Below are 25279 nucleotides of genomic sequence, written 5' to 3' on the forward strand. Positions count from 1 at the left end.
AATTGGCGCCATGGCTCTTGATGATCCTTTCTCGTCGCCGAGAGAGGAACATCGGGATCGGAAGGGTAATGTGATGCGGCAATTCAAAGTCAAAGCGTTGACCTTCGGCGCCAGCCTGCTAGCAGCCGTCGGGGTCGTCGCCTCGTCTGCGAACGCCTGCATACCTGAGCCGCCGCCGGCTTGGTCGTCTCTGCTACGGACCGATGGGCCGGCGCTGTTCATCGGGCGCGTGACGACGGTGGAGCGTTTGCCGGAACCCAGCCGGACGCCGACCATCGAGGTCATTCAGTCCAAGGCGACCATCGCCAGACTGGAAACGCTTCAAGGCGCCCCGCAAGAGACATACACCCTGACCGCTGCGGAAACCGCCCGTCCGTTGGGCGGCTATCAAGGCATGATTTGCGTCGATTTTCAGCGCGTCAAACCCGGCGACGTCGTACTGGCCATGGAAACCCAGACCGGCGCGGTCCGCGTTTTCGAGCCCCAGCAAGTTCCTCCGCAGTTCAGCACCCGCCTTGAGGCCTATCGTTGACCCAGACCCTGAAAACCAAAGTCCTGATCATCGGGGCGGGCACCGGCGGCTATGTCGCCGGCATTCGCTGCGGCCAGCTGGGCCTCGACACCGTGCTGGTGGACGGCGGCGATGGGCTGGGCGGCACCTGCCTGAACGTCGGCTGTATTCCGTCCAAGGCCATCATCCATGCGGCGGGCAAGTTCGAGACGGTGGCCAAGGCGGCCGGCGGCGGGACGCTGGGCATCACGGCGGCGGCGCCGGCCATCGACCTGTCGCAGACAGTCGAATGGAAGGACGGCATCGTCCGTAAGCTGAACGCCGGGGTCGCGGCCCTGCTGAAGAAGGCCAAGGTCAAGGTCATCAAGGGCTGGGCCGAGTTCGCCGACGCCAAGACCTGCGTGGTCAAGACCGACGAAGGCGATATCCGCATCACCGCCGAACACGTCATCCTGGCGACGGGATCCGAGCCGGTCGAACTGCCCTTCCTGCCGTTCGGCGGCGACGTCATTTCCTCGACCGAGGCGCTGAGCCTGTCGGAGGTTCCCAAGAAGCTGGTCGTCGTGGGCGGCGGCTATATCGGGCTGGAACTGGGCATCGCCTATCGCAAGCTGGGCGCCGAAGTAGCCATCGTCGAAATGGCCGACCGTATCCTGCCGCTCTACGACAAGGCCCTGACCGATCCGGTCGCCAAGTGGCTGGAGAAGCATGGCGTCGAGCTGCATCTGGGGGCGCGCGCCGGGGGCTTCGGCGACGGAAAGCTGTCGATCACGACCAAGGATGGCGAGCCGCTGCAACTGGACGCCGACAAGGTGCTGGTCACGGTCGGTCGGCGTCCGCGCACGCAAGGCTGGGGTCTGGAAAACATGGGCGTGGCCATGGCCGGGCCGTTCGTGAAGATCGACCAGCGCTGCGCCACCAGCATGAAGAACGTCTGGGCGGTCGGGGACCTGACCGGCGAACCCATGCTGGCGCACAAGGGCTCGGCCCAGGGCGAGGTGGTCGCCGAAATCCTCGCTGGCCATGACCGCATCTTCGACCCCGTCACCATCGCCGCCGTCTGTTTCACCGAGCCGGAAATCGTTTCGGCCGGTCTGGGCCCGAACGAGGTCGCGGGCCGCGACGATGTGATCCAGTCGGTCTTCCCCTTCGCCGCGATCGGCCGCGCCCTGGCCATCGAGGCGGGCGAGGACGGCGGCTTCGTGCGGGTGATCGCGTCGAAATCCGATCATCGCATTCTGGGCATCCAGGCGGTGGGCCAGCATGTGTCGGAACTGTCCAACAGCTTCGCCCAGATGCTGGAGATGGGCGCAGTGCTGGAAGACGTCGCCGGGACGATTCACGTCCACCCGACGCTGGGCGAAGCCTTCCACGAGACCAGCCTGCGCGCCCTCGGGCACGCCATCCACATCTGATCAGATCCGGTCCAGTCGCTTCGCATGGTTCGCCACCATGCGGAGCGCCAGGCCATCGGGCAGGAAGCGGGCCAGTCCGGCCATGACGTTGTTCATAACGCCGGGGGTGACGCTGGGACGGTTGGCCTCGCAGGCGTCATAGCCGATGCGCGCCACGCGCGCGGCGTCCATCCACATCCAGGCCGGATAGGCGCTGGAGACCTGGTCGCGCGAGCCGTTGACGTCGTGAAACTCGGTCAGGGTGTAGCCGGGGTTCAGGACCGTGACGTGGACGCCGGTTCCCTGCGTCTCCAGATACAAGCCCTGCGACGCCTTGATCAGGAAGCTCTTGATCGGCCCATACAGGGTGTCGCCGCCCGTCGCGGGCATCTGGCCGGCCAGCGAAGCGACGTTTAACACCCGGCCGAAGTTCCGCTGGATCATGCCGGGCAGTAACAGGCGCGACAGCTCGACCGGCGCGGTCAGCATGACCTGGATCATGGCGCGGTGCGCGCTCAGGTCGGTATCCAGAAAGCCCGTGACCCGACTGAAACCCGCATTGTTGACCAGGCCGTCGACGGTCAGGCCGCGCGCGGCGATTGCTGCGACCAGCCGCTCGGGCGCCGCGGGATCGGACAAGTCTTCGGGGATCACGGTCGCGGTCACGCTGTGGGCGGCGGTCAGGTCGTCAGCCAGAACCTGCAACGGGCCTTGGCGACGCGCTGTCAGGATCACATTCCAGCCCTCGGCCGCATAGGTCCGGGCCAGGGCCGCGCCGATGCCGGCCGAGGCGCCGGTGATCAGAACGGTTCGATTCACGGCGCGATCAGGCCGCGACGGGGCAGGACTTGTGCGGCGCGAAGGCCGCCAGCGCGATCGGGTTGTCGGCCAGAAGATCGGCGATGGTGATCTTGGACAGTGCTTCGGTCGCGGCCTCGTCGGCGGCGGTCAGGGCCTTGGCGACTTGGCGCGGGATATGTTCGCTGATCGGGCAACCCTTGGCGCCGGCGGGGGGCGAACCGATGTGGGCGCAGCCGTTCACCGCCTTCAGCACCTGATCCAGCCGGATGTCCTCTGGCTGCCGCAACAGCCAGGAGCCGCCGGTCGCGCCTGGGCGGGTGGCGATCAGCCCGGCCTTGGCCAGAAGGGCGGTCACGCGGCGCACCACGACGGGATTGGTCGGGATCGAGGACGCCAGCACGCCGCTTGGCATCGCCTGCGCAGGCCCAAAGGCGCCCTTGTGGGCCATATAGGCCAGGGCGTGGGCGGCGACGGGGAAGCGTTGGCTGTCTGACATGGTTCTGTTCCTGATGCGAAAATAGGCGTTCAGGGGCCGAATCACAAATCGCGCCGCAGAACGCCGAAACCGAATCCATCGCGGCGCGATTGAAGACCGCGTGGAATGAGCCTAAAGGCTCGCCGCTTTGAAGGGACCGACGCCGCGTCGGAGACCCGGAGGATACGCATGGCCGGGGACACTCCCCACGACGCGAGCGCTCCCTCGCCCGCGTCGAACACGCCGGACAAGCCCACCCACGCCACGGGTCCGGAATCCCACATCCCGGGCGGCCAGGCTGCCAAGCACGGCGGCTTCTGGGCCCTGACCATCGGCGCGATCGGCGTGGTGTTTGGCGACATCGGCACCAGCCCGCTCTACGCCCTGCGCGAAGCGATCGACCATGCGCGCTCCGGCGTCGGCGGCGATCTGGCCGTGATCGGCGTCGTGTCGCTGGCGTTTTGGGCGCTGATGGTGGTGGTGACGTTCAAATACGTCTTCTTCCTGATGCGCGCCGACAACAAGGGCGAGGGCGGCACCCTGTCGCTAATGGCGCTGGCCCAATTCGCGGTCGGGCGACGCAGCGCCTGGATCTTCATTCTGGGCGTTTGCGGCGCGGCCCTTTTCTATGGCGACGGCATCATCACGCCCGCCATCTCGGTCCTGTCTGCCGTCGAAGGCCTGCAGGACGCGCCGGGTCTGGCCGGGCGGCTGGATTCCTTCATCGTGCCGATCTCGGCCGGCATCCTGATCGCCCTGTTCTTGGTCCAGTCACGCGGCACCGCCAGCCTGGCCAAGTATTTCGGCCCAATCACCGCCGTCTGGTTCCTGAGCCTGGGCGCGCTGGGCCTGTATCATATCTTCGACGACGTCAGCGTGCTGCGGGCCCTGTCGCCCCACTATGGCGTCATGCTTCTGCTCAACGATGGCTTCCTGGGCTTCGTGATCCTGGGCAGCGTCTTCCTTGCCGTCACGGGGGCCGAGGCCCTCTATGCCGACATGGGCCATTTCGGGAAGGCGCCGATCCGCATGGGCTGGCTGGCCTTCGTCCTGCCGTGCCTGACGCTGAACTATCTGGGCCAGGGCGCCCTGATCTTGGACAATCCGGCCGCATCCGAGAACCCGTTCTGGAACATGGTGCCGCAGTTCGCCTATTGGCCGATGCTGATCCTGGCGACCGCCGCGACCGTCATCGCCTCTCAGGCGGTGATCACCGGCGCCTTCTCGGTGACGCAGCAGGCGGTGCAACTGGGCCTTCTGCCGCGCATCGACATCAAGAACACCTCCGAGACCCAGGCCGGACAGATCTTCGTGCCGGCGGTCAACACCTTCCTGATGGTCGGCGTGCTGGTGCTGCTGGTCGTGTTCCAGAGCTCGCATAACCTAACGGCCGCCTATGGGGTGGCGGTGACCGGCACAATGCTGGTCAATACGCTGATGGCCTATTCGGTCATCCGCAAGGGCTGGAAGTGGCCGATGTGGGCGGTGGCGGGGACCCTCATTCCGTTCGCCTTCATCGACAGCGTCTTCCTGACCTCCAACCTGCTCAAGATTCCGGATGGCGCGTGGATGCCGCTGGTGCTGGGCGCCCTGCTGGTCGTGGTGATGTGGACCTGGGTGCGGGGGACGCAGATTCTGACGACCAAGACGCGCAAGGACAGCCTGCCGCTGAACGATCTGATCGAGATGCTTCAGGCCCGTCCGCCGCACCGTGCTCCGGGCATGGCCATCTTCCTGACCTCGGATCCCGATGTCGCGCCGGTCGCGCTGATGCACAATCTCAAGCACAACAAGGTGCTTCACGAGAAGAACGTCATCCTGACCGTGCGCACCTCCGAGCGCCCGCGCGTCAAGGAAGCCGACCGGGTGCGAATGGAGCCGATCAACGACGACTTCAAGAAGGTCACGGTCACCTATGGCTTCATGGAAACGCCGAACGTGCCGCGTGCGCTGGGCCTGTGCCGCAAGCAGGGGCTGAAGTTCGACATCATGTCGACCAGCTTCTTCCTGGGTCGCCGTTCGCTGATCCCGTCGGCGCGTCAGGGCATGCCGCTGTGGCAGGACAAGCTGTTCATATTCCTGATGCGCAACGCCGCCAATCCGACCGACTTCTTCCACATCCCGCCCGGCCGCGTGGTCGAGCTCGGCGCGCAGGTGGCTGTATGAGCACCGAGGGACGGGGCGGGCAGAGCTCGCAGGCGCGCGGCCGTCGCATGGCCACCAAGGGCCGTCCGCGCCCGGCCTCTGCCGAGGCCGCTCAAGGTCCGTCGCAGGACGACATCGGCGTCGAAGCCCGCGTCGTCGCCGGCATTCTGCTGAACGCTGCGCTGGAGAAGCGCAACGGCCTGGACGAAGCCCTGTCTCAGCCTGCCGCACGCGCGCTGGAGCCGGTGGACCGCGCCTTCGCCCGGGCCGTGTCCATGGCGGCCCTGCGTCGTTTGGGCGAGATCGACCAGATCCTGGATCGCCGCCTGAAGAAGTCGCCGCCCGAAGCTGTGCGCACCCTGATGCGCATCGCCCTGGCCCAGACTCTGGTGCTGGAAACGCCCGCCTTCGCCGCCGTCTCGACGGCGGTGAAACTGGCCGAGCGTGATCCCAAGACCCGGCCCTACAAGAATCTGGTCAATGCGGTGCTGCGCGGGGTTGGGCGTGAAGGCCCGGGCCTGACCACGGCCGAGAGCAATCTGCCGGACTGGATCGCGGCGCGCTGGAAGGCGAACTATGGCGAGGCCGCCCTGGCGGGTCTGGCCTTGGCCGCGCGCGAAGAACCCGCGACCGATCTCAGCCTGAAGCCAGGCGTCGATCCCGCCGCCGTGGCTACCTCTGTCGAGGGCGAAGCCTTGCCCGGGGGCACGGTTCGCACCGGCCGTCGCGGCGATGTGGCCGGCTGGCCCGGTTTCGAGGACGGCGACTGGTGGGTCCAGGACGCGGCCGCCGCCGTGCCCGGCCGGCTGCTGGGCGTGAAGCCCGGCGAGACGGCGCTCGACATGTGCGCCGCGCCTGGAGGCAAGACGCTTCAACTGGCGGCCGCCGGCGCGTCGGTCGTCGCGCTCGACCGTTCGGCCCCGCGTCTGAAACGCCTGACGCAGAATCTTAAGCGGACCGACCTGACCGCCGAGGTGGTCGCCGTTCCGGCCGAGGACTGGGAGGACGCCCGCACCTTCGACGCCGTCCTGCTGGACGCGCCCTGCACCGCGACGGGCACCTTCCGCCGCAACCCCGAAGTCCTGCGCGCCACCAAACCGGCAGAGGTGGCCAAATTGGCCGACGTCCAGCATCGCCTGCTCGACGCCGCCGCCGAACGCGTGAAGCCGGGCGGCCGTCTAGTCTATTGCACCTGCTCGCTGGAGCGTGAGGAGGGCGAGACTCAGATCATCGCCTTCCTGCGTCGCAACCCCGCCTTCCGCACCGTCGCCGCCGATCCGGCTGCCATCGGCGCCCCGCCCGAGGCGCTGACGCCCGAAGGCTGGCTGCGCATCTTGCCCTCCATGTGGGCCGAACACGGCGGACTGGACGGCTTCTTCGCGGCCAGGCTGGAACGGGTTTCCTGAGCGGGAGCGCCTTGCTCCTGCCCGCAACCCGCCTTATCCGGAAGGCCATGGCCGTTACTCCTCTGATCTGCCCGTCGATCCTCGCCAGCGATTTCGCGCGGCTGGGTGAAGAAGTCCGCGCGCTGGAGGCGGCGGGCGCCGACTGGATCCACGTGGATGTGATGGACGGGCATTTCGTGCCCAACATCACGCTTGGCCCCGACATCGTGAAGGCGATCCGGCCACACACGACGCTGCCGTTCGACGTGCACCTGATGGTCGAGCCGGTGGATCCATGGCTGGAGGCGTTCCGCGAGGCGGGCGCCGATGTCCTGACCGTCCATCCTGAAAGCGGGCCGCATCTGCACCGCACCTTGGGTCGCATTCGTCAGCTGGGCGCCAAGGCAGGCGTTGTGTTCAATCCGGCGACGCCGCTGTCGATCCTGGAAGAGGTGGTCGATCTGGTCGATCTGGTGCTGATCATGTCGGTCAATCCGGGCTTTGGCGGTCAGAAGTTCATCGAAAGTTCGCTGAAGAAGATCGCGGGCGCGCGGGCCATTCTCGACCGCGCCGGTTCGTCGGCTCACCTTCAGGTGGACGGCGGCGTGACCTCCGCCAACGCCGGGGCCTGCGTCGCCGCTGGGGCCGATGCTCTGGTCGCTGGGTCGTTCGTGTTCAAGGGCGATTACGCGACCAACATCGCCGCCCTGAAAGCCGCGCCGGCTGCTCCGAGCCTCTCGTGAGCCCGCTCGGTCCCTTCGCCCCGCGGGGCCAAGAAACGACGCTGGACGTCGCTTCGGGTCAGATCCCCGGCCTGCCTGGCGCGCCGGTGCGCACGCCGGTGCGGTCGGGCGACACGATCGCAGGACCCGGTCTGTGGCCCGCCATCGCCGGACGGTTGGCGACGCGGCAGCTGTGGATCGAGCTTTACGGTCTGCCCGGCTACGGCCTGACGCTTGGGGCTCCGCTGGGCGGGGGCAAGGTGACGGCGTTCGCCGCCACGCCGCGCGATTTTCGCCCGCACGATCCCGCGCCGGGCCGCAATGTTCTGGCCGGACGTTTCATGTTGGCGGGCGCCTCGATGGAGGTCGAACCGCCGTCCGATCCGTGGAACCGGCCCAGTCCCTCGCGGCCCTTTGCGGTCGAGCTTCACGCCTTCGCCTGGTTGCCGGGCCTGATGGCACAAGGCGACCGTGGCGCGCGCGAGGCGCTGCGTCTGACCTTGGCCTGGGCCGACGCCTTTGCACGGTGGTCGCCCTTCGCGTGGGGACCGGAAATCCTGGCCCGGCGGGTCGTCAATCTGGCGTGCGGCGCACGGCGGATTGGCGCCGTCGCGACCGAGGCCGAGCGGCTGAAACTGGCCGATAGTCTGGCGCGCCAGACCCGACAGCTGCTGCGTCCGCCCGGCGGTCTGGCCAGCCGGGCCGAGCGGTTGACGGCGGCGGCCATCGGCGGCTGCGTGCTGGCGGGGGCGCCAGGGCAGACCTTGCGCCGCCGCGCGCTGTCGCGGCTGGGCGGCGCCCTGAAGACGACGGTGCAGGCCGACGGCGGCCACGCCTCGCGCAGTCCCGAGGCGGGGCTTGAGCTGCTGCTCGACCTGTTGACGCTGGACGACGCCCTGTCGCAACTGTCCGAACCGACGCCGGAGAGCTTCTCGGCCGCCATCGCCGGGCTGACGCAGGGCCTGCGCCTGCTGACCTTGCCCGATGGTCGTCTGGCCAGCTTCCAGGGCGGCGGCCCCTCCACCATTGAACGCGTCGCGGCCGCCCGCGCCCACGACGACGAAGCGATGGCCAGCAGCGACGTAGCGCCTGCAGCGACCGGTGCGGTCGCCGGCCTGACGCGCATCGCCAGCCCCCTGCTCACCATCATCGCCGACACCGCCCCGCCGGCGCGCGACGCCTGGGGGGCGGCCGCCTGCGCCCAGCCGCTGGCGCTGGAGATCGCCTGCGGCAAGGATCGTCTGGTGACCGGCTCGGGGTGGACGCCGGCCTCGACCGACCGCCAGGCCCTGCGGCTCACGCCGGCCCATTCGACCCTGACCTTGGGCGAGCGATCGCTGAACGAACCGCTGGGCGGCTGGAAGGGTGAGCTCTTGGGCCCGCGCCTGGTCGGACCGCCGATCCATGTGACCACCGACCTGCGCGGCGGCGACGGCGCCGTCTGGCTGGAGATGGAACACGACGGCTGGAATGAGTTGTTCGGCCTGAACCATCAGCGCCGGCTTTATCTGGACCAGCGCTTGGACGAGTTGCGGGCCGAAGAGAAGCTTTTCCCCACGCCCGACCGCAAGGAGATGGTGCGCCAGATCGCGGCGCCCTACGCCATCCGCTTCCATCTGGAGCCGGGAGTGCAGGCCTCTCTGGCGCGCGACCGGCGGTCGATCCTGCTGCGCGGCGCCTCGGGCCGGGGCTGGTGGTTCAGGACCGACGGACCGGACGTGGCCATCGAGCCCAGCGTCCATATCGACGCCGGCCTGACCCGCCGCTCCCTTCAGATCGTGGTGCGCGGCTCGGCCCGCACCGACAGCGAGACCAAGATCCGCTGGAAGCTGAGCCCGGCCGGCGCGAGCGGCGAACCGACATGATTCAAGAGCCTGATTCACGGCGTCGATAAAATCGCGCAGTGATTTGATCTCTGCCGATCAGGCTCTGAAACCGCCCATGGGGTGACGGCGAAGCGGTTTGGGTCTAGACGGCGCGCCATCCTCCCCTGCCATCACGGACGCCGCCCATGCCCGCCGCTCCCGACTTTCCGCCCGCCCCTGATCGGGTCAAGCCGCAACGCGCCCTAATCTCGCTGTCCGACAAGGCCGGGCTGGAGGACGCAGCCCGCACCCTGCACGATCTGGGCGTCGAACTGGTCTCGACCGGCGGAACGCGCGCGGCGATCGAGAAGCTGGGCCTGCCGGTCAAGGACGTGGCCGATCTGACGGGCTTCCCCGAGATGATGGACGGCCGGGTCAAGACCCTGCACCCCATCGTTCACGGCGGTCTGCTGGGCGTGCGCGATGCGGCCGACCACGCCCAGGCCATGACCGACCACGGCATCGGCGCCATCGATATTGTCTGGATCGACCTTTATCCGTTCGAAAGCACAATCGCGGCCGGCGGCGCGTTCGAGGCGGCGGTCGAGAACATCGACATCGGCGGCCCGGCCATGATCCGCTCGGGCTCCAAGAACCACGGCTATGTCGCCGTCGCCGTCGACGGCGAGAGCATCGGCCTGATCCTTGAGGCGCTGAAGACCGAAGGCTCGACCGATCTGGCCCTGCGCAAGCGCCTGGCCGCCCGCGCCTTTGCCCGCACCGCCGCCTATGACGCCGCCGTCTCCGGCTGGTTCGCCGGTCAGTTCGAGGATGCCGCGCCGGCCCGCAAGTCGATCGCGGGCGCCCTGGCCCAGACCCTGCGCTATGGCGAGAACCCGCATCAGACGGGCGCCTTCTACCGCACCGGCGAGCGCCGTCCGGGCGTGGCCTATGCCGAACAGGTTCAGGGCAAGGAACTGGGGTACAACAACATTGCGGACGCCGACGCCGCCTATGAGCTGGTGGCCGAGTTCGAACAGCCGGCCGCGGTCATCGTCAAACACGCCAACCCGTGCGGCGTGGCCGTGGGCAAGGACCTGTCCGAAGCCTATGCCCGCGCGCTGGAATGCGACGCCGTTTCGGCCTTCGGCGGCGTGATTGCGGTCAACCGTCCGCTGAACGGCGAAGACGCCCGCGCCATCACCGGCATCTTCACCGAGGTCGTCATCGCCCCCGGCGCCGACGACGAAGCCAAGGCCGTCTTCGCGGCCAAGAAGAACCTACGCCTTTTGATCACCGACGGCCTGCCCGACCCCCGCGGCCCGGGCGAGGTGTTCCGCTCGGTCGCCGGCGGCTTCCTGGTCCAGAGCCGCGACCGGTCGCTGATCAAGCCGTCGGACCTGAAGATCGTCACCAAGCGCCAGCCGACCCCGACCGAAATCCAGGACATGCTGTTCGCCTTCACCGTGGCCAAACACGTCAAGTCCAACGCCATCGTCTACGCCAAGGACGGCCAGACCGCCGGCATCGGCGCCGGCCAGATGAACCGCCGCGACAGCGCCCGCATCGCCGCCATTCGCGCCAAGGAGGCCGGTGAGGCCAAGGGCCTGGCCCAGTCCCTGGCCGAGGGTTCGGCCTGCGCCTCCGAAGCCTTCTTCCCCTTCGCCGACGGCCTTTTGGAAGCGGTCGCGGCCGGCGCCACGGCGGTGATCCAGCCGGGCGGCTCCATGCGCGACGCCGAGGTCATCGCCGCCGCCGACGAGAAGGGCATCGCCATGGCCTTCACCGGCGTGCGGGTCTTCAGGCACTAATCTTGGAAGGAAGGGCGCTAACGCTCGACGCGCGGCATCGCACTGCTTGAGCACCCTTCTTCCCGTTTTAAAGCGCGCCTTATCGTGACTGGACGACTGCCGTCAGCCGTGATGCTCTGACGTCTTTCCCGCGTTGGAGCGTCCCATGACCGTGCTGATCCGCCCCGAAGGCCAGACCGCCGACGATCTGAAACTGAGTCGTCGAACACTGGGCGCATTCGGTGGCTTGCTCTTTTCCGGCTATGCGGTCGCGGCCCTGGCCAAAGAAGCCAAGCCCATAACGACCGACGCCGAGGGCCTGTCGACCGAGACCGTGACCTATGCCGCGCCGGACGGGTTCCAGCTTCCGGCCTATGTCGCCCGGCCGGCGGGCGACGGGCCTTTCCCGGTCGTGGTGGTGGTGTCCGAGATCTTCGGCGTCCACGAATATATCCGCGACATCTGCCGCCGTCTGGCCAAGCAGGGATACGCCGCCATCGCGCCCGCCTTCTTCGTCCGGGTCGAGGATCCCGCGCCGCTGTCGGACATGCAGCGGATCATGCAGATCGTCGGGGCGGCGAACTATGAGCAGGTGATGGGCGACCTGTCGGCGACGCTGGAATGGGCCAGCCAGCAGTCGTGGTCCAAGGACGGCAAGGTGGGCATCACCGGCTACTGCTGGGGCGGCAAGGTGGTGTGGCAGGCGGCGGCCCGCTTCGCCGCCATCGGCGCGGGCGTGGCCTGGTATGGCCGTTTGGCGCCCGCCGCAGACGCCACGCCGGTTCAGATCTCATCGGGCCAACCCTGGCCGGTCGACATCGCCGACGATCTGAAGGCGCCCGTGCTCGGCCTGTACGGCGGCAAGGATCAGGGCATCCCATTGGCCAGCGTCGAACGGATGCGCGAAGCCCTGGCCCGCGCCAGCCAGACCGGCAGCCAGATCGTCGTCTATCCCGACGCCCAGCACGGCTTCCACGCCGACTACCGCGCAAGCTACTCGGAAGCAGACGCCAAGGACGGCTGGTCCAAGCTGCTGGCGACGTTCGATAAAGCGTTAAAGAATTAGGGCGTTACTGGCGCCAAGGCTGCGGGGAGCAGCCCGAGTATGGGAGGGTAGGGCGTGAACGGATTGCGGCTTCGTGGGGTGATCGTCCTGGGTATCGGTCTGCTGTTTCTGCCTCTCGCAGGGTGCGGAGGTGGTGGCGGCGGTGGCGGCGGCGGCACGATCACGCCCCCCGTTCCTCCGCCCCCGCCACCCCCGCCGCCTCCCCCACCTCCGCCCCCACCACCGCCTCCGCCGCCGCCGCCTCCCTCGGTCACGTCGAGCGAGTATCTGCGGAACTACGGCCTGGCAAATATCAAGGTCCAATCCGCTTGGCAGGCCGGGGCGACCGGAGCCGGCGTCACCGTCGCCGTCGTCGACTCCGGCATCGCCAATACCTTGCCCGAGTTGGAGGGGCGTATCTCCAGCGCCTCGACGGACGTCGTCGTGGGGCGCAATACGCCCTATGTGGCGTCAAGCAGCCACGGCACGCGCGTGTCGGGCGTGATCGCCTCGAACTTCAACGGGTTCGGTACGATCGGGGTGGCGTACAATTCGACCATCCTGTCGATCCGCACCGATATCTCTGACTGCACGGACAAGAATACGGACGTCTGTTTCAGCAGTTCGGATCTTGTACGCGCGCTGGACTACGCCGTCGCCAATGGCGTCAAAATTATCAACATGTCGTTGGGCGGCGATGGGCGGCTGGGCTCGGCGTTCGAGGCGGCGCTGCTGCGCGCGGTCAACTCGGGCGCCGTAATCGTGGCTTCGTCGGGCAATGACGGAAATGCCAATCCGGGCTGGCCCGCGCGTTATGCCATCGATCCCCGGTTCGCCGGCAGCGTCATCGCGGTCGGATCGCACGGCGCGACCGATGTGATGTCCAGCTTCTCGAACCGGGCAGGGGATACGGCGGCCGGGTATATTTCAGCGCCGGGCGAGGATGTGATCACAGGGTGCGAGGGCACGTCGTGTTGGCGCGTCAACGGCACATCCTTCTCGGCTCCGCATGTCTCCGGCGCGCTCGCTTTGCTGATGCAGGCCTTCCCCAATCTGTCGGCGCGTGCGGCTCTGGATATCTTGCTGACGACCGCACGCGACGCCGGCGATCCCGGCACGGACATCGTCTATGGGCGCGGCCTGCTGGACATGGCCGGCGCGTTCAGACCGGTCGGAACGACCTCGACGCCGATGGCTGACGGGAGTTCCATTGTCAGCATGAGCGAACCGGGCAGCTTCGTCGGCGCGGCGTTCGGGGACGCTTTCGGTCGCCAAACGGCGCTAAACACGGTGCTGTACGACGCCTACGATCGGATGTTCGCCGTCCAACTGGGCGGCGCCTATCCGACTGCCCCAAGCCGTTCCTATCAGGCGGCGCCGTTCGAGCAGAACACCACGGCGACAACCACCCTGGCCCTGCCGGGCGGCGGTCGGTTGAACCTGATTGCGGCGCAACCCAGCGCCCGACCCGAGCCGATCGCGCCTCGTCATGATCTCTATGATGCGCCCTGGATGGGGGACGAGCCGCGTCAGGAGGCGATGTTTGACGTCGCCACGGGTCGGATGAATTTCTCGGTCTGGCAAGGAAAAGGCGGGGCGACATCGCCGTTCAACGGCGCGGCGGGCGACGGTTTCGCCGCCCTGGCCCAGGCCGACCACGCCGTGCGGGGCGCGCTGCGCTTCGGCGCGGTGACGGTCTCGGGCGAAAGCGGAGGCGGCGACCGCCGGATGCCGCTGCGTCGTGTCGAGCAGGACGCCTCGACCTATAGTCGCGCGGCGATCGGATGGCGCGGAGCGGAGGGCGGTCTGTCGTTCAGCGTCGGCGCCCTGGATGAACGTCTCGGACCCTTGGGCGCCTTCTTGCCGGGCGGGTCCGACTTCGCCCTGCCGTCACGAACCAGCTTCTATGCGCTGGGCGGCGACTGGACCCTGCGGCCGGGCCTGCGCCTGATCGGCGAGGCGGGGATGGGGTCGACCCGGATCGAGGGCCGGTTCCTGTCGATGGATCAGGCGGCGATCAGTTCGAATTGGCGGCTGGGCCTGCTGACGGGCTGTTCTATGATCTGCGACCGGATCAGCTTTACCCTGTCGCAGCCGTTGCGGATCGAAAGCGGCACCTTCTCAGCGCTGCTGGCCGATGTGCCTATCGAATATTTCGATCCGCTGACCTATTCGCGCCGCAGCTTCTCGGCGACGCCCAGCGGCCGCCAGATCGACTTCATCCTCGGTGGCGAACGTCGGCTGTGGGACGGATCCAGCATGACGCTGCAAGCGGTCGCAAGCCGCGAGCCGCGCCATGTTGCAGACGCGCCGCCGGAGTTCGCCTTGATCGGAGCCTGGCGGCGTCAGTTCTGACCGACGCCGCCTAGAGACCGCGGATCAGGCCTTGCCGTCGAAGGCCTGACCGTCGGCGGCGGGGGCGGCGCCATAGGGGTTGGGAGCCTGGGCGCCGGATCCCTTGGCGGCGACGACGACCATTGCGGGGCGCACGGTGCGGCCGAACAGTTCAAAACCGGACTGCATGGTCTGGATCACCGATCCGCCGGGCACGGTCTCGGACGGCTGTTCCATCATCGCCTGGTGCAGATGCGGGTTGAAGGCCTCGCCGGCCTGGGGCGCGACGCGCTTCAGGCCGTTGGCGTCAAAGGCTTGCAGCAGGGCCTTCTGCGTCAGTTCCAGCCCGGTCACCAGACCGGCCGTGGCGCCCTCGGCGTCCTTGGGCGCCGCCATCAGGGCGCGCTCCAGATTGTCGGCGACGCCCAACAGGTCCTTGGCGAAGCGCTGGATGGCGAAGGCGCGGGCGTCGTTCTGCTGCGTCTCCGAACGGCGCTTCAGATTCTCCATCTCGGCGGCGACGCGCAGGGCGCGGTCCTTCCATTCGTCACGTTCGGCGATCACCGCGTCCAGCGGCGCCAGATCGTCTGACGGATGGGCGTCCAGGCCGTGTTCGGCGTTGGTTTCGGCCATGTCGGCGTCCACGGCGTTCAGTTCGTCGTTAAGGGGCTTGTCGCTCACTTGTCGTTCCCGTCCAGCATCCGGCCCAGCACCCGGGCGGTATAGTCCACCAACGGAATGACACGGGCGTAGTTCAGTCTTGCGGGGCCTATGACGCCGATTGCGCCCAGAACCCGTTGTCGGCCGCTCATATAGGGCGCCGCGATCACGGCGGAACCCGAAAGTGAAAACAACCGTGTCTCCGCGCCGATGAAAATGCGCACGCCTTGGGCCGCATCGACGCCGTCCAGCAGGCCGATTAGCTGTTCCTTCTGCTCCAGATCATCGAACAGGACGCGGACCCGCTCCAGATCGGCCAGGCCTTCCCGGTCCTGAAGCAGGTTGGCGCGACCCCGCACGATCAGGGCCCGCTCGCGATCCTGGCCGCCGGACCACGCAGCGAATCCGTCCTCGACCAGGCGGGCGGCGGTCTGGTCCAGTTCACGCCGTGCGATTTCCAGCTCCTGGGTCATCTCCCGCTTGGCGTCGGCGAAGGGGCGGCCGCGCAGGCGGGCGTTCAGGAAGTTGGAGGCCTCGACCAAGGTCGAAGGCGTGACGCCGGCCGACAGGGTCATGATGCGGTTTTCGACTGTGCCGTCGTCAGCGACGATGACCGCCAGGGCCTGATCGCCGCCCAGGGCGACAAACTCGACATGTTTGACGCCGGAATCACGGACCGGGCTGGAGACAACGCCGGCGCCGCCGGCCAGGCCGGACAGCAGGTTCGAGGCTTCGTCCAAGGCGGACTCGAAGTTCCGGCCGCGCCCGGCGAGCCGCCCGTCGATCTCGCGACGTTCTTCCTTGGTCAGGTCGCCGACCTCCAGCAGGCCGTCGACGAACAGGCGCAGGCCCGCATGGGTCGGGATGCGCCCGGCCGAGGTGTGGGGCGCCGCCAGCAGGCCCGCGAGGGTCAGATCCTGCATGGTGTTGCGGATCGAGGCAGGCGACAGGGCGATACCGCCCAACGACAGGGTCCGCGACCCGACCGGCTCGCCTGTCTCCAGATAGCTTTCCACGATGCGACGAAAGATGTCGCGCGCCCGCGCATCCAGCCCCGCCAGACCCGCAAGGGACTGGCCGGCGTCGAACGGCGGGTTTTTCGGGGCATACAGGCTCACGGTTTCAGGATAAGCACCGCCGCCACAGCTTCCAAGGTCAGACTTCCAGGATCCCTCCCATGCGCCATTCGCAACGCACCGACGATCAACTGCGTCCCGTGACCATCGAGACCGGCGTCAACCGTTATGCTGAGGGCTCGTGCTTGATCAGCTTCGGCAACACCAAGGTGCTGGTGACCGCCTCGATCGAGGACAAGGTGCCGGGCTGGATGCGCAATTCGGGTCAGGGATGGGTGACCGCTGAATACGGCATGCTGCCCCGCGCCACCCACACGCGCGGGCGTCGTGAAGCCGCCGCCGGAAAACAGTCGGGCCGCACGCAAGAGATTCAGCGATTGATCGGCCGCTCCCTGCGCGCCGTGGTGGACCTGAAGGCGCTCGGCGAACGTCAGGTGCTGATCGACTGCGACGTCATCCAGGCCGACGGCGGCACGCGTACAGCGTCGATCACCGGCGCCTGGGTCGCCATGAGCCTGGCCCTGAACTATCTGCGCGACGAGGGCGTGCTGAAAGCCGACCCGATCACGGATCAGGTGGCGGCCGTGTCGTGCGGCGTCTGCGACGGCGTGCCGGTGCTGGACCTGGATTACGAAGAGGATTCCGACGCCGAGGCGGATTCGAACTTTGTCCTGACCGGCTCGGGCCAGATCGTCGAGGTCCAGGCCACGGGCGAGAAGCGCGGCTTCTCGCGCGCCGAATTCGACCGGCTCTTCTCGCTGGCCGAGATCGGCTGCACCGAACTGTTCACCCTGCAGAAGGCGGCCTTGGCGGCGGTGAAGCGATAGGGGGTTTCACCTCGGGGCGCGGACGGGCATCCTCGTCCGGTCAGTCCTGACCGGAGACAAGTCGATGCGTCGATCCCCCTGGCTTTCGATGGCCGCCTGCGTTGTGTTGATGGCCGGATGTCAGCGCGCTGATCCAGCCGATCAGCCTGCGTCCGGAGACACGGCGGCAAGCAGCAATGTCATCGACGCGGTTCCACTGGCGCCGGACGCTCCGCCGCCTGCCCCGCCCGCCAAGCCGGCGGCTGCGGAGAAGGAAGCGACCAAACCGGCCGGGGACGTCGAGGCCAGCATTCCCGAAGGACCGGACATGCCCGCTCAGCCGGTGCCGGTCAGCGAGGTCCCCTGCCGCGACGCCATCGGCGCCGCCGCCTCGGCCCGGTTGGTCGAGCGCTGCATCCAGGTCAGCCCGGCGACCCGCCCGCCCTGCAACGCCGCCAATCCTTGCGACCTCATCCAGGGGGAGATCGACCGGTCCTGCAAGCTGTGGGCGCGCGACGGCGATCCGCCGGCGGCGTGCAAACCCTAGGCTGAGCGCACCGCGCCCGCCACATCGGCCACCACGCGCCTCACCAGCGCCTCGTCGTCGCCCTCGGCCATGACGCGGATCAGTTTTTCCGTGCCTGACGGACGCACCAGCAGCCGCCCCTGACCGTTCAGCGCCGCTTCCGCCTCGGCGATGGCGGCCTTGACCGCGTCGGTCTCCAGCGGCTTGTCGGCGGTGAAGCGGACGTTTTCCAGCTTTTGCGGCACGGGATTGAACTGACGGGCCAATTCGCTCATCGGCTTGCCGGATTCGACCAGGACGGCCAGGACCTGCAGCGCCGCCATCAGGCCGTCGCCGGTGGTGGCGTGGTCGTGCAGGATGATGTGGCCCGACTGCTCGCCGCCGATGTTGAAACCGCCCTCGCGCATCCGCTCCATCACATAGCGGTCGCCGACCTTGGTCCGCTCAAGCGTTAGCCCCTCGGACTTCAGTTTGCGCTCCAGCCCCAGGTTGGACATGACGGTGGCGACGACGCCGCCGCCGGTCAGCAGGCCACGCCTGGCCCAATCCAGCCCGACCAGGGCCATGATCTGATCGCCGTCCACCACCCGACCCGTCTCGTCGCAGATGATCAGTCGATCAGCGTCGCCGTCCAGGGCGATGCCGATATCGGCGCGGTAGCGTTTGACCGCATCGGCCAGGGTCGCCGGATGGGTCGAGCCGCACTCGGCGTTGATGTTGGTGCCGTTCGGGGTCACGCCCACGGGGAAGACTTCAGCGCCCAGTTCGAAAAGGGTGGTCGGCGCGACCTTATAGCCGGCGCCGTTGGCGCAATCGACGGCGATACGCAGCCCCTGTAGCGTCAGCCGCTTGGGGAAGGCCTGTTTGGCGATCTCGATGTAGCGGGCCTGGGCGTCGTCGATGCGTTTGACCCGGCCCAGCTTGTTCGACGGCGCCAAGCCCTGGTCCAGGCCCTGATCCATCATCGCTTCGATCTTCAGCTCGATCTCGTCCGACAGCTTGTAGCCGTCCGGGCCGAACAGCTTGATCCCGTTATCGGCATAATCGTTGTGCGAGGCCGAGATCATCACGCCCAAATCGGCGCGCATCGAGCGGGTCAGCATGGCCACGCCCGGCGTCGGCACGGGCCCGAAGGTGCGCACGTCCATTCCGACCGAAGCAAACCCGGCGACAAGGGCCGGCTCGATCGTATAGCCGGACAGACGCGTATCCTTGCCGATCACCACCAGATGGCGCCGATCGTCGTCGGTGCGGAACAGTTTCCCGGCGGCCAAACCGACGCGAAGCGCGACCTCGGCTGTCATCGGATAGGTGTTGGCGCGTCCGCGAATGCCGTCGGTGCCGAAGTATTTTCTGTCGCCCAAGGCCTGGTCCTTTGTTTCGGGTAACGTTCCGAAACCCCTTTTTTGATGCGGCCCGCCTTAAGATTGCATAGACGGCCGGAGGGGCTTGATGTGTGGCTTAGCCCCGGATCGCCGCCAGTGCAAAGCGGCGTGCTCAATCCACTACGTTTCTGCGGGGTCTCTGGCATGTGTGGCATCATCGGCATCACTGGCAACGGGCCAGTTGTTCCCCGGCTGATCGACAGCCTGAAACGGCTGGAGTACCGCGGCTATGATTCCGCCGGCGTCGCCGCCGTGGTGGACGGCTCGGTCGAGCGCCGCCGCGCCAAGGGCAAGATCCGCAATCTTGAGGCCGTCCTGGCCGAGGATCCGATTACGGCGACGGTCGGCATCGGCCATACCCGCTGGGCGACCCACGGCGCGCCCACGACCGAGAACGCCCACCCGCACAAGGCTGGGCGCGTCACCCTGGTCCACAACGGCATCATCGAGAACTTCGCCGAGCTGAAGGCCGAGCTTGCCGCCGAAGGCCATGTCTTCGAAAGCCAGACCGACACCGAGGTCATCGCCCACCTGCTGGACGCCGAATTGAATACGGGTCGCGCGCCGCTGGAGGCGTTCAAGACCACTCTGGATCGCCTGACCGGCGCCTATGCGCTGGCGGTGCTGATCGACGGGACGGACGACTTGATCCTGGGCGCGCGACGCGGCAGCCCCTTGGTGGTCGGCTGGGGCGAGGACGAAATGTATCTGGGCTCGGACGCGCTGGCCGTCGGTCCGTTCACGCAGAAGATTTCCTATCTGGAAGAGGGCGATTACGTCGCCGTGACCAAGGCCGGCGCCCAGATGTTCGACGTGGCGGGCAAGCCAGTCGAACGCGCCATCGTCCAAGTCTCGGCCTCATCGGCCATGGTCGAAAAGGGCGAGTATCGCCACTTCATGGAGAAGGAAATCCATGAACAGCCCGACAGCGTCCAGCACACCCTGTCGGAATATCTCGACCTGGTGACGGGCAAGGCCAAGACCAATCCCGTCGATTTCGCCGCCATCGACCGCATCCAGATCGTCGCCTGCGGCACCGCCTTCTACGCTGGTCAGATCGGCCGTTATGCGTTCGAGAAGCTGGCCGGCCTGCCCTGCGACGTCGAGATCGCGTCCGAGTTCCGCTATCGCTCGCCTGCCGTGTCGCCCAAGACGCTGGCGGTCGCCGTCAGCCAGTCGGGCGAGACGGCCGACACCCTGGCCAGCCTGACCTGGTGCAAGGCGCAAGGGTTGCAGACCGCCGCCGTCGTCAATGTTCACTCTTCCTCGATGGCGCGCGAAGCCGCCGTGCTGTGGCCCACCCATGCTGGGCCTGAGATCGGCGTCGCCTCGACCAAGGCCTTCACCGCCCAGGTCGCGGCTATCCTAGCCCTGGCCGTGGCGGCGGGCGTGGCGCGCGGCCGGATCGATGCTGCGACCGAGGCCGAGCTGGTCAAGGCTCTGTTCGAAAGCCCGCGCCTGATCGCCGAGGCCCTGACGATGGGCGACAGCATCCGCGCCGTGACTCATGACCTGTCAAAGGCCGACGATGTCCTTTTCCTGGGCCGGGGCGCCATGTTCCCGCTGGCGATGGAAGGCGCGCTGAAGCTGAAGGAGATCAGCTATATCCACGCCGAGGGCTATGCCGCCGGAGAGTTGAAACACGGCCCCATCGCCCTGATCGACGAAGAGACCCCGACCATCGCCCTGGCTCCGCTCGACGATGTGTTCGAAAAGACCGCGTCCAACCTGCAGGAGGTCGCCGCGCGGGGCGGCCCGGTCATCATGATCGCGCCGGAAAAGGCCCCCGATCCGCACGGCGCCGGCATTCGCCGCATCCACGCCCCCGACTGCCACCCGCTGATCGCGCCCCTGGTCTATGCCGTGCCGGTGCAGCTGCTGGCCTATTACACCGCCGTTCAGAAGGGCACCGACGTGGATCAGCCCCGCAACCTGGCCAAGTCCGTCACGGTCGAATAGGCCGCGTCCGTCATCCGGCGCAGGGCGTTCGCATCGATGATTTGGATCGCGCCGCGCCGCAGCCGCACGGCGCCGGCGGCGCACAGTTCGGTGCAGGCGGTCGATATGCTGGCGCGCCGCACGGCCATCAGATACGACAGCTCGGTTTGACGCAAGGCGAGTACGTCGCCTCCCTCTCGGTCGTGAACGTCGAGCAATAGGGCGGCCAGGCGCTGGCTGACTTTTAATGTGGCGTGGCGCGAAAGCTCAGCCTGAAGGGCGATGTTGCGACGGCGAAGATCAATCAACGCCATCTCGACCAGACTGTCGCGATCGATCTTTTGCGCCAGCTTGCGAGCGGAGACGGTCAGGTATCGTCCGGCCGTCAACCAAACGGCGGACTCTGGCCCACCCCCGCCCAATACAGCGTCGAAGTTGATCACGTCGTCGCTGGACGCCAGCCCATGCGACAGCGCGCCGTAGAGCCCGATACGCGCCAGGACGCCTGACAAAATCAGCGTGACGACAGCTTCGCCATTCTGTGTGGTTGAGCTTCGTGCGCCAGCCTCGGCGAAGAATGCATCGCCTTCGTCCAGGCCCTGAACTGCAAGGGCAGACAACAGAGCGTGCGCGAGGTTTGACTGAGACATGCCCCGTCTAGACGGCCGATCGCCGTTCGGTGCGATAACATGCGTTAAGCGATCAGACGGGCTCGGATTGCAGGCGCAGATAGGTGGGGTCGAATTCGGCGATTTCGGCCAGACGACGCCAGTCGAGGATATCAATCCGTCCGCCCGTCCATGCGACGACGCCCTCGTTGCGGAGCTCGGAAATCAGACGGCTGACATGGACAGTCGAAAGGCCGAGCGCGTCACCCAGCGTCGTTTGCGTCAGCGGAAGATCGAATGACAGATCACCCGTCTGGCCGACGGCTTGGAGCCGCAGGTAAAGCTCGCACACCAGATGCGCTAGATGGCCCAGACCGCTGCGCCGGCCCATGGCCACCAGCCACTGTCGATGGATGGCGGCGTCGATGATGGTGTCCAGCCAAAGCAGTCGGCCCAGGTGTGGATGTCGCTCGGTGATGTCGATCAAGCCGCTGTGCGGCGCCTCTGCGATCACGCAGTCGGTTAGGGCGACGACGCCGTGATCCATCTGCTTCATCAACAGGCTGTGCAGGTCGATGAAGTCGCCGGACACATTGATTTCCGTGATCTGACGCGACCCGTCCTCCAGCGTGGAGTAACGCGCGGAAAAGCCCGAAATCAGAAGGGTGCTGTGCAGCGGGCGGGTGTGCTCGCGCACGATATCGGATCCGGCGGAGACGGTTTTGGGCGCATCGAGGACAGCGCGTAACGCCTCTATTTCTTCGGGATTGAGCCGGTCCCGGAGCGACAGCTTATCGACCAGCGTGGTAATCTTTGAGGCGCTGCTAGCCTTGGTCATCACGCGTCCCCCGTCAATGTCCAGCCCTCGGGCGCCTGATCGGATGCGGAGGCCGTGACGCTGACGACCGTTCGACCCTCGGTGTCCGTGACGATGACGCTGAAGGCGCGGGTCGTCCAGAACGATGCGCCCCGGTAGCGAAGGATTTCGCCCAGCACGGCGACGGCTTCCTCGCGCGCCGCGTCAATGCTCCTCAGTTCCTCGCCCTGATCGTCGCGGATGCAATCTCCGTTCTGGGTATGGAAAAAGTAGCGCGGCAATCTTCCCTCCTAGCCTCAGCCGAGAGGGAAGCGGTCACGGGCGCGATTGGTTCAGTCCGCTGTGATCTTTCAGATTTCCTGATTGAAGGAGCCGATTTCAGGATAGGCGGCCAGGCGCGGCTTGATCTCCTTGCGGAACAGATCGCGCATGTCGTCTTCGGACCGCATGCTCTCGACCACCACAACCAGCTCCGGTTTGTTGGACGAGGCGCGGACCAAGACCCATGAGCCGTCTTCCAGGTGCACACGAACGCCGTTGACGGTGATAGCCTCGACGATCTTGCGGCCCAGGATTTCGTCGCCCGCTGCGGCCAGGTCGGAGTATTCCTTCACGATCCGCTCCAGCACGCCGTACTTCAGCTCGTCATCGCAATGCGGCGACATGGTCAGACTGGTCCAGGCGTCTGGAAGGGCCGACTTCAGTTCGCTGAGCTTTTTACCTGGATTGCGATCCAGCATGGCCAGCACAGCTCCGGCCGCAACCAGACCGTCGTCGTAGCCGTGGCCCAGATCGCCGGCCATGAAGAAGTGGCCCGACTTCTCGAACCCAGCCAAGGCGCCCAGTTCGGCGGTCTTGCGCTTGATGTAGGAGTGGCCCGTCTTCCAATAGACGACCTCGGCGCCGTTCGCCTTGAGCACCTCGTCGGTCTTGTAGAGGCCGGTCGACTTCACATCGACGACAAATGTGCTGTCCGGATAGACCTTGGACAGGTCCCGGGCCAGCATCAGGCCGATCTTGTCGGCGAAGATCTCCTCTCCCGTGTCGTCCACAACGCCGCAACGGTCGCCGTCGCCGTCGAAGCCCAGGGCCAGATCGGCCCCCGTTTCTCGCACCCGCTGGGCCATCTGCACCAGCATGGCGTGATCTTCCGGGTTCGGATTGTATTTCGGGAAGGTGTAGTCGAGGTCGGTGTCCATCTCGATCACCTCGACGCCCATCCGGCGCAGGGCGTCGGGGGCGAAGGCGCCGGCTGTGCCGTTGCCGCAGGCACAGACGACCTTCAGCGGTCGCTTGATCTGCACCTTGGAGGCCACGTCGGCGACATAGGTTTCGCGGAAGTCATCGACGCGCACCAGCTTGCCGCCGAGGCGGGCCACGCCCTCGCCGTTGAGGACGATTTCTTTCAGGCGCCCCATCTCGTCGGGGCCGAAGGTCAGGGGCTTGTTGGCCCCCATTTTCACCCCGGTCCAGCCATTCTCGTTGTGGCTGGCGGTGACCATGGCGACGCACGGCGCATCCAGTTCAAACTGGCCGAAATAGGCCATGGGCGACAAGGCCAGACCGACGTCCAGCACCTCCATCCCGCCTTCCAGCAGCCCCAGGATCAGGGCCTGTTTGACGCTGAGGCTGTACCCGCGGAAGTCATGGCCGGTGACGATCTTCGGCGCGACGCCGATCTCGTGGACATAGGTGGCCAGGCCAAGGCCCAGCGCTTGAATGCCGAGAAGGTTGATCTCTTTTTCCAGGATCCAGCGCGCGTCGTATTCGCGAAAGCCTGTCGGCTTGACCAAGGCCTGGATTTCGTAAGCAGCCGTGTTCGGCTTCAGGTCCTGACAGGGTTTCATCATGGCTTGTCCTAGGGGGGCGGCTCGACGGGCCGATCGATCAGGCGGCGGCGCGTTTGCGGATGCGGGCGATGCGCCGCAGGCGACGCCAGAAGCGGCCGCGCTCAGGTTCGGGATAGGGTTGCAGGTTCTCGACGAACTGCTCGGCCGAAGCGCGCCAGCTGAACTTTTCCGCATAGGCCCGCACAGCCTTACGGTCGAGATCGAGGCACTGCAGGCAGGCGGTCTTGAGGTCCTTGTCGATTGCGCCTGCGTTCGATCCGGGAATGATGTCGATAGGGCCGTGAGCCGGATAGGCGGCGACCGGCGTCCCGGCCGCCATAGCTTCGAGGATCACCAGACCGAAGGTGTCTGTCCAGCTGGGGAAGACGAAAACGTCGGCGTCGCGGAAACAGCGGGCCAGGTCGTCGCCGAATTTGGCGCCGAGGAATTTGGCGTCCGAATACTTTTCTTCGAGCTCGGCGCGGGCCGGGCCATCGCCCACGACGATCTTGGTGCCGGGCAGGTCGAGTTGCAGGAAGGCCTCGATGTTCTTCTCGACCGCCACACGGCCGACGTTCAGGAAGAAGGGGCGCGGCCAGTCCTTGCCGCCAAGCTCGTCGTAGATGCGCTCCAGGTCGGGATTGAACACCTCCGTGTCCACGCCCCGCGACCAGGGCGAGACGTTCTTGAATCCATGCTCGACCAGTTCGTCGCGCAGGGTCGGCGTCGCCACCATCAGCCGTCCCGACGGCTTGTGGAACCATTTCATATAGGCGTAGCCGACCTGAACCGGGATCGGGAAACGCGCCGAGACGTATTCGGGGAATTTGGTGTGATAGCTGGTCGTGAACGGCAGCTTCCATTCCACGCAGATGCGGCGCGTGGCGATGCCGATCGGGCCCTCGGTGGCGATATGGACGGCCTCGGGTTCGAAGGCCCGCAGCATCTCGCGGATCTCTTCTTCCGCCCCGAGCGCCAGCCTGATCTCAGGGTAGGTGGGGCAGGGGATGGTCTTGAACAAGCTCGGTTCGATGACCTCGACCTCATGGCCCATGCCGCGGCATTCCGCGACGGTGCGCGTCAGGGTGCGGACGACGCCATTGACCTGAGGTTCCCAGGCGTCGGTGGCCAGAACGATGCGCATTGAGGCGGGCGGACCCTGAGCCGTTGAGTAAGGGCGGAACTTCTAGACGGTTCGCATGACGAAGGCGAGACGGATGTCGAGAG

General features: G+C 66.9%; 22 protein-coding genes. 12 read left to right on the top strand and 10 right to left on the bottom strand.

Going from position 1 to position 25279, the window contains the following annotated elements; translation table 11 throughout:
* Positions 1 to 73: 73 nt before the first annotated feature.
* Together ASF81_RS07365 and lpdA are read left to right on the top strand one after the other, a co-directional pair.
* Positions 74 to 532, top strand: coding sequence for a hypothetical protein (locus ASF81_RS07365; RefSeq protein WP_055807057.1), 459 nt, complete (start codon positions 74 to 76; stop codon positions 530 to 532).
* Positions 529 to 1926: a dihydrolipoyl dehydrogenase gene (gene lpdA / locus ASF81_RS07370; protein ID WP_055807061.1), complete on the top strand. Its 1398-nt coding sequence runs from the start codon at positions 529 to 531 to the stop codon at positions 1924 to 1926. The genes ASF81_RS07365 and lpdA overlap by 4 nt, the downstream gene beginning before the upstream one ends.
* Here the strand turns inward: lpdA and ASF81_RS07375 are convergent, their stop codons facing one another.
* Positions 1927 to 2724: an SDR family oxidoreductase gene (locus tag ASF81_RS07375; RefSeq protein ID WP_055807064.1), complete on the bottom strand. Its 798-nt coding sequence runs from the start codon at positions 2722 to 2724 to the stop codon at positions 1927 to 1929.
* Between the two features lie 7 nt (positions 2725 to 2731).
* Positions 2732 to 3202 carry an Rrf2 family transcriptional regulator gene (locus ASF81_RS07380; RefSeq protein ID WP_055807840.1) on the bottom strand — a complete coding sequence of 157 codons (471 nt, stop codon included), beginning with the start codon at positions 3200 to 3202 and terminating at the stop codon, positions 2732 to 2734.
* A gap of 168 nt (positions 3203 to 3370) precedes the next feature.
* Here ASF81_RS07380 and ASF81_RS07385 point away from each other — a divergent pair, with 168 nt between their 5' ends.
* The 7 genes from ASF81_RS07385 (at position 3371) to ASF81_RS07415 (ending at position 14428) form a co-directional block, all read left to right on the top strand.
* The gene (locus ASF81_RS07385) at positions 3371 to 5347 is read left to right on the top strand and encodes a potassium transporter Kup (protein ID WP_055807067.1); all 1977 of its coding nucleotides are present in this window, start codon (positions 3371 to 3373) and stop codon (positions 5345 to 5347) included.
* On the top strand, positions 5344 to 6732 hold the full coding sequence (locus ASF81_RS07390; protein WP_162237585.1) for an RsmB/NOP family class I SAM-dependent RNA methyltransferase: 1389 nt from the start codon (positions 5344 to 5346) through the stop codon (positions 6730 to 6732). Before ASF81_RS07385 ends, ASF81_RS07390 begins: the two co-directional genes overlap by 4 nt.
* 47 nt (positions 6733 to 6779) lie before the next feature.
* Positions 6780 to 7454 carry a ribulose-phosphate 3-epimerase gene (gene rpe, locus ASF81_RS07395; RefSeq protein WP_055807070.1) on the top strand — a complete coding sequence of 225 codons (675 nt, stop codon included), beginning with the start codon at positions 6780 to 6782 and terminating at the stop codon, positions 7452 to 7454.
* Complete coding sequence (locus ASF81_RS07400; protein WP_055807073.1) at positions 7451 to 9298, top strand: heparinase II/III family protein; 1848 nt, start codon at positions 7451 to 7453, stop codon at positions 9296 to 9298. Before rpe ends, ASF81_RS07400 begins: the two co-directional genes overlap by 4 nt.
* A 146-nt stretch (positions 9299 to 9444) precedes the next feature.
* The gene (gene purH / locus ASF81_RS07405; RefSeq protein WP_055807076.1) at positions 9445 to 11049 is read left to right on the top strand and encodes a bifunctional phosphoribosylaminoimidazolecarboxamide formyltransferase/IMP cyclohydrolase; all 1605 of its coding nucleotides are present in this window, start codon (positions 9445 to 9447) and stop codon (positions 11047 to 11049) included.
* 145 nt (positions 11050 to 11194) lie between these two features.
* The gene (locus tag ASF81_RS07410; protein WP_055807079.1) at positions 11195 to 12094 is read left to right on the top strand and encodes a dienelactone hydrolase family protein; all 900 of its coding nucleotides are present in this window, start codon (positions 11195 to 11197) and stop codon (positions 12092 to 12094) included.
* Positions 12095 to 12385: 291 nt separating this feature from the next.
* On the top strand, positions 12386 to 14428 hold the full coding sequence (locus ASF81_RS07415) for a S8 family peptidase (protein ID WP_055807844.1): 2043 nt from the start codon (positions 12386 to 12388) through the stop codon (positions 14426 to 14428).
* 24 nt (positions 14429 to 14452) lie between these two features.
* On the opposite strand, the gene grpE is transcribed toward ASF81_RS07415, so the two are convergent.
* Both grpE and hrcA read right to left on the bottom strand, forming a co-directional pair.
* Positions 14453 to 15040 (bottom strand): nucleotide exchange factor GrpE, encoded by a 588-nt coding sequence (grpE, locus tag ASF81_RS07420; RefSeq protein WP_153924513.1) that lies wholly within the window; start codon positions 15038 to 15040, stop codon positions 14453 to 14455.
* A 44-nt stretch (positions 15041 to 15084) separates the two neighbouring features.
* Positions 15085 to 16179: a heat-inducible transcriptional repressor HrcA gene (hrcA, locus tag ASF81_RS07425; protein ID WP_055754458.1), complete on the bottom strand. Its 1095-nt coding sequence runs from the start codon at positions 16177 to 16179 to the stop codon at positions 15085 to 15087.
* Positions 16180 to 16244: 65 nt separating this feature from the next.
* Here hrcA and rph point away from each other — a divergent pair, with 65 nt between their 5' ends.
* Together rph and ASF81_RS07435 are read left to right on the top strand one after the other, a co-directional pair.
* Positions 16245 to 16970 carry a ribonuclease PH gene (gene rph / locus ASF81_RS07430; RefSeq protein WP_055807082.1) on the top strand — a complete coding sequence of 242 codons (726 nt, stop codon included), beginning with the start codon at positions 16245 to 16247 and terminating at the stop codon, positions 16968 to 16970.
* 64 nt (positions 16971 to 17034) lie between these two features.
* Positions 17035 to 17496 carry a hypothetical protein gene (locus ASF81_RS07435; protein ID WP_156363184.1) on the top strand — a complete coding sequence of 154 codons (462 nt, stop codon included), beginning with the start codon at positions 17035 to 17037 and terminating at the stop codon, positions 17494 to 17496.
* On the opposite strand, the gene glmM is transcribed toward ASF81_RS07435, so the two are convergent.
* Positions 17493 to 18839: a phosphoglucosamine mutase gene (glmM, locus tag ASF81_RS07440; RefSeq protein WP_082503492.1), complete on the bottom strand. Its 1347-nt coding sequence runs from the start codon at positions 18837 to 18839 to the stop codon at positions 17493 to 17495. The two genes, ASF81_RS07435 and glmM, sit on opposite strands and share 4 nt — an antisense overlap.
* A gap of 165 nt (positions 18840 to 19004) precedes the next feature.
* Between glmM and glmS the strand changes: the two genes are divergently transcribed.
* Complete coding sequence (glmS, locus tag ASF81_RS07445; RefSeq protein WP_055807088.1) at positions 19005 to 20819, top strand: glutamine--fructose-6-phosphate transaminase (isomerizing); 1815 nt, start codon at positions 19005 to 19007, stop codon at positions 20817 to 20819.
* Here glmS and ASF81_RS07450 read toward each other — a convergent pair.
* From ASF81_RS07450 to ASF81_RS07470, 5 genes are all read right to left on the bottom strand, one after another.
* Positions 20780 to 21448: a Crp/Fnr family transcriptional regulator gene (locus tag ASF81_RS07450; RefSeq protein WP_055807092.1), complete on the bottom strand. Its 669-nt coding sequence runs from the start codon at positions 21446 to 21448 to the stop codon at positions 20780 to 20782. The genes glmS and ASF81_RS07450 overlap by 40 nt on opposite strands.
* Positions 21449 to 21500: 52 nt before the next feature.
* Entirely contained in the window at positions 21501 to 22244 is a 744-nt protein-coding gene (locus ASF81_RS07455) for a Crp/Fnr family transcriptional regulator (RefSeq protein ID WP_055807095.1), read from the bottom strand.
* The gene (locus ASF81_RS07460; protein WP_055807099.1) at positions 22244 to 22504 is read right to left on the bottom strand and encodes a hypothetical protein; all 261 of its coding nucleotides are present in this window, start codon (positions 22502 to 22504) and stop codon (positions 22244 to 22246) included. Before ASF81_RS07460 ends, ASF81_RS07455 begins: the two co-directional genes overlap by 1 nt.
* A 69-nt stretch (positions 22505 to 22573) precedes the next feature.
* Positions 22574 to 24073 (bottom strand): phosphomannomutase/phosphoglucomutase, encoded by a 1500-nt coding sequence (locus tag ASF81_RS07465; protein WP_055807102.1) that lies wholly within the window; start codon positions 24071 to 24073, stop codon positions 22574 to 22576.
* Between the two features lie 37 nt (positions 24074 to 24110).
* Complete coding sequence (locus ASF81_RS07470) at positions 24111 to 25196, bottom strand: glycosyltransferase family 1 protein (RefSeq protein WP_055807105.1); 1086 nt, start codon at positions 25194 to 25196, stop codon at positions 24111 to 24113.
* Positions 25197 to 25279 lie beyond the last annotated feature (83 nt).

Source organism: Brevundimonas sp. Leaf168 (assembly GCF_001423685.1).
Taxonomy (GTDB): Bacteria; Pseudomonadota; Alphaproteobacteria; order Caulobacterales; family Caulobacteraceae; genus Brevundimonas; species Brevundimonas vesicularis_C.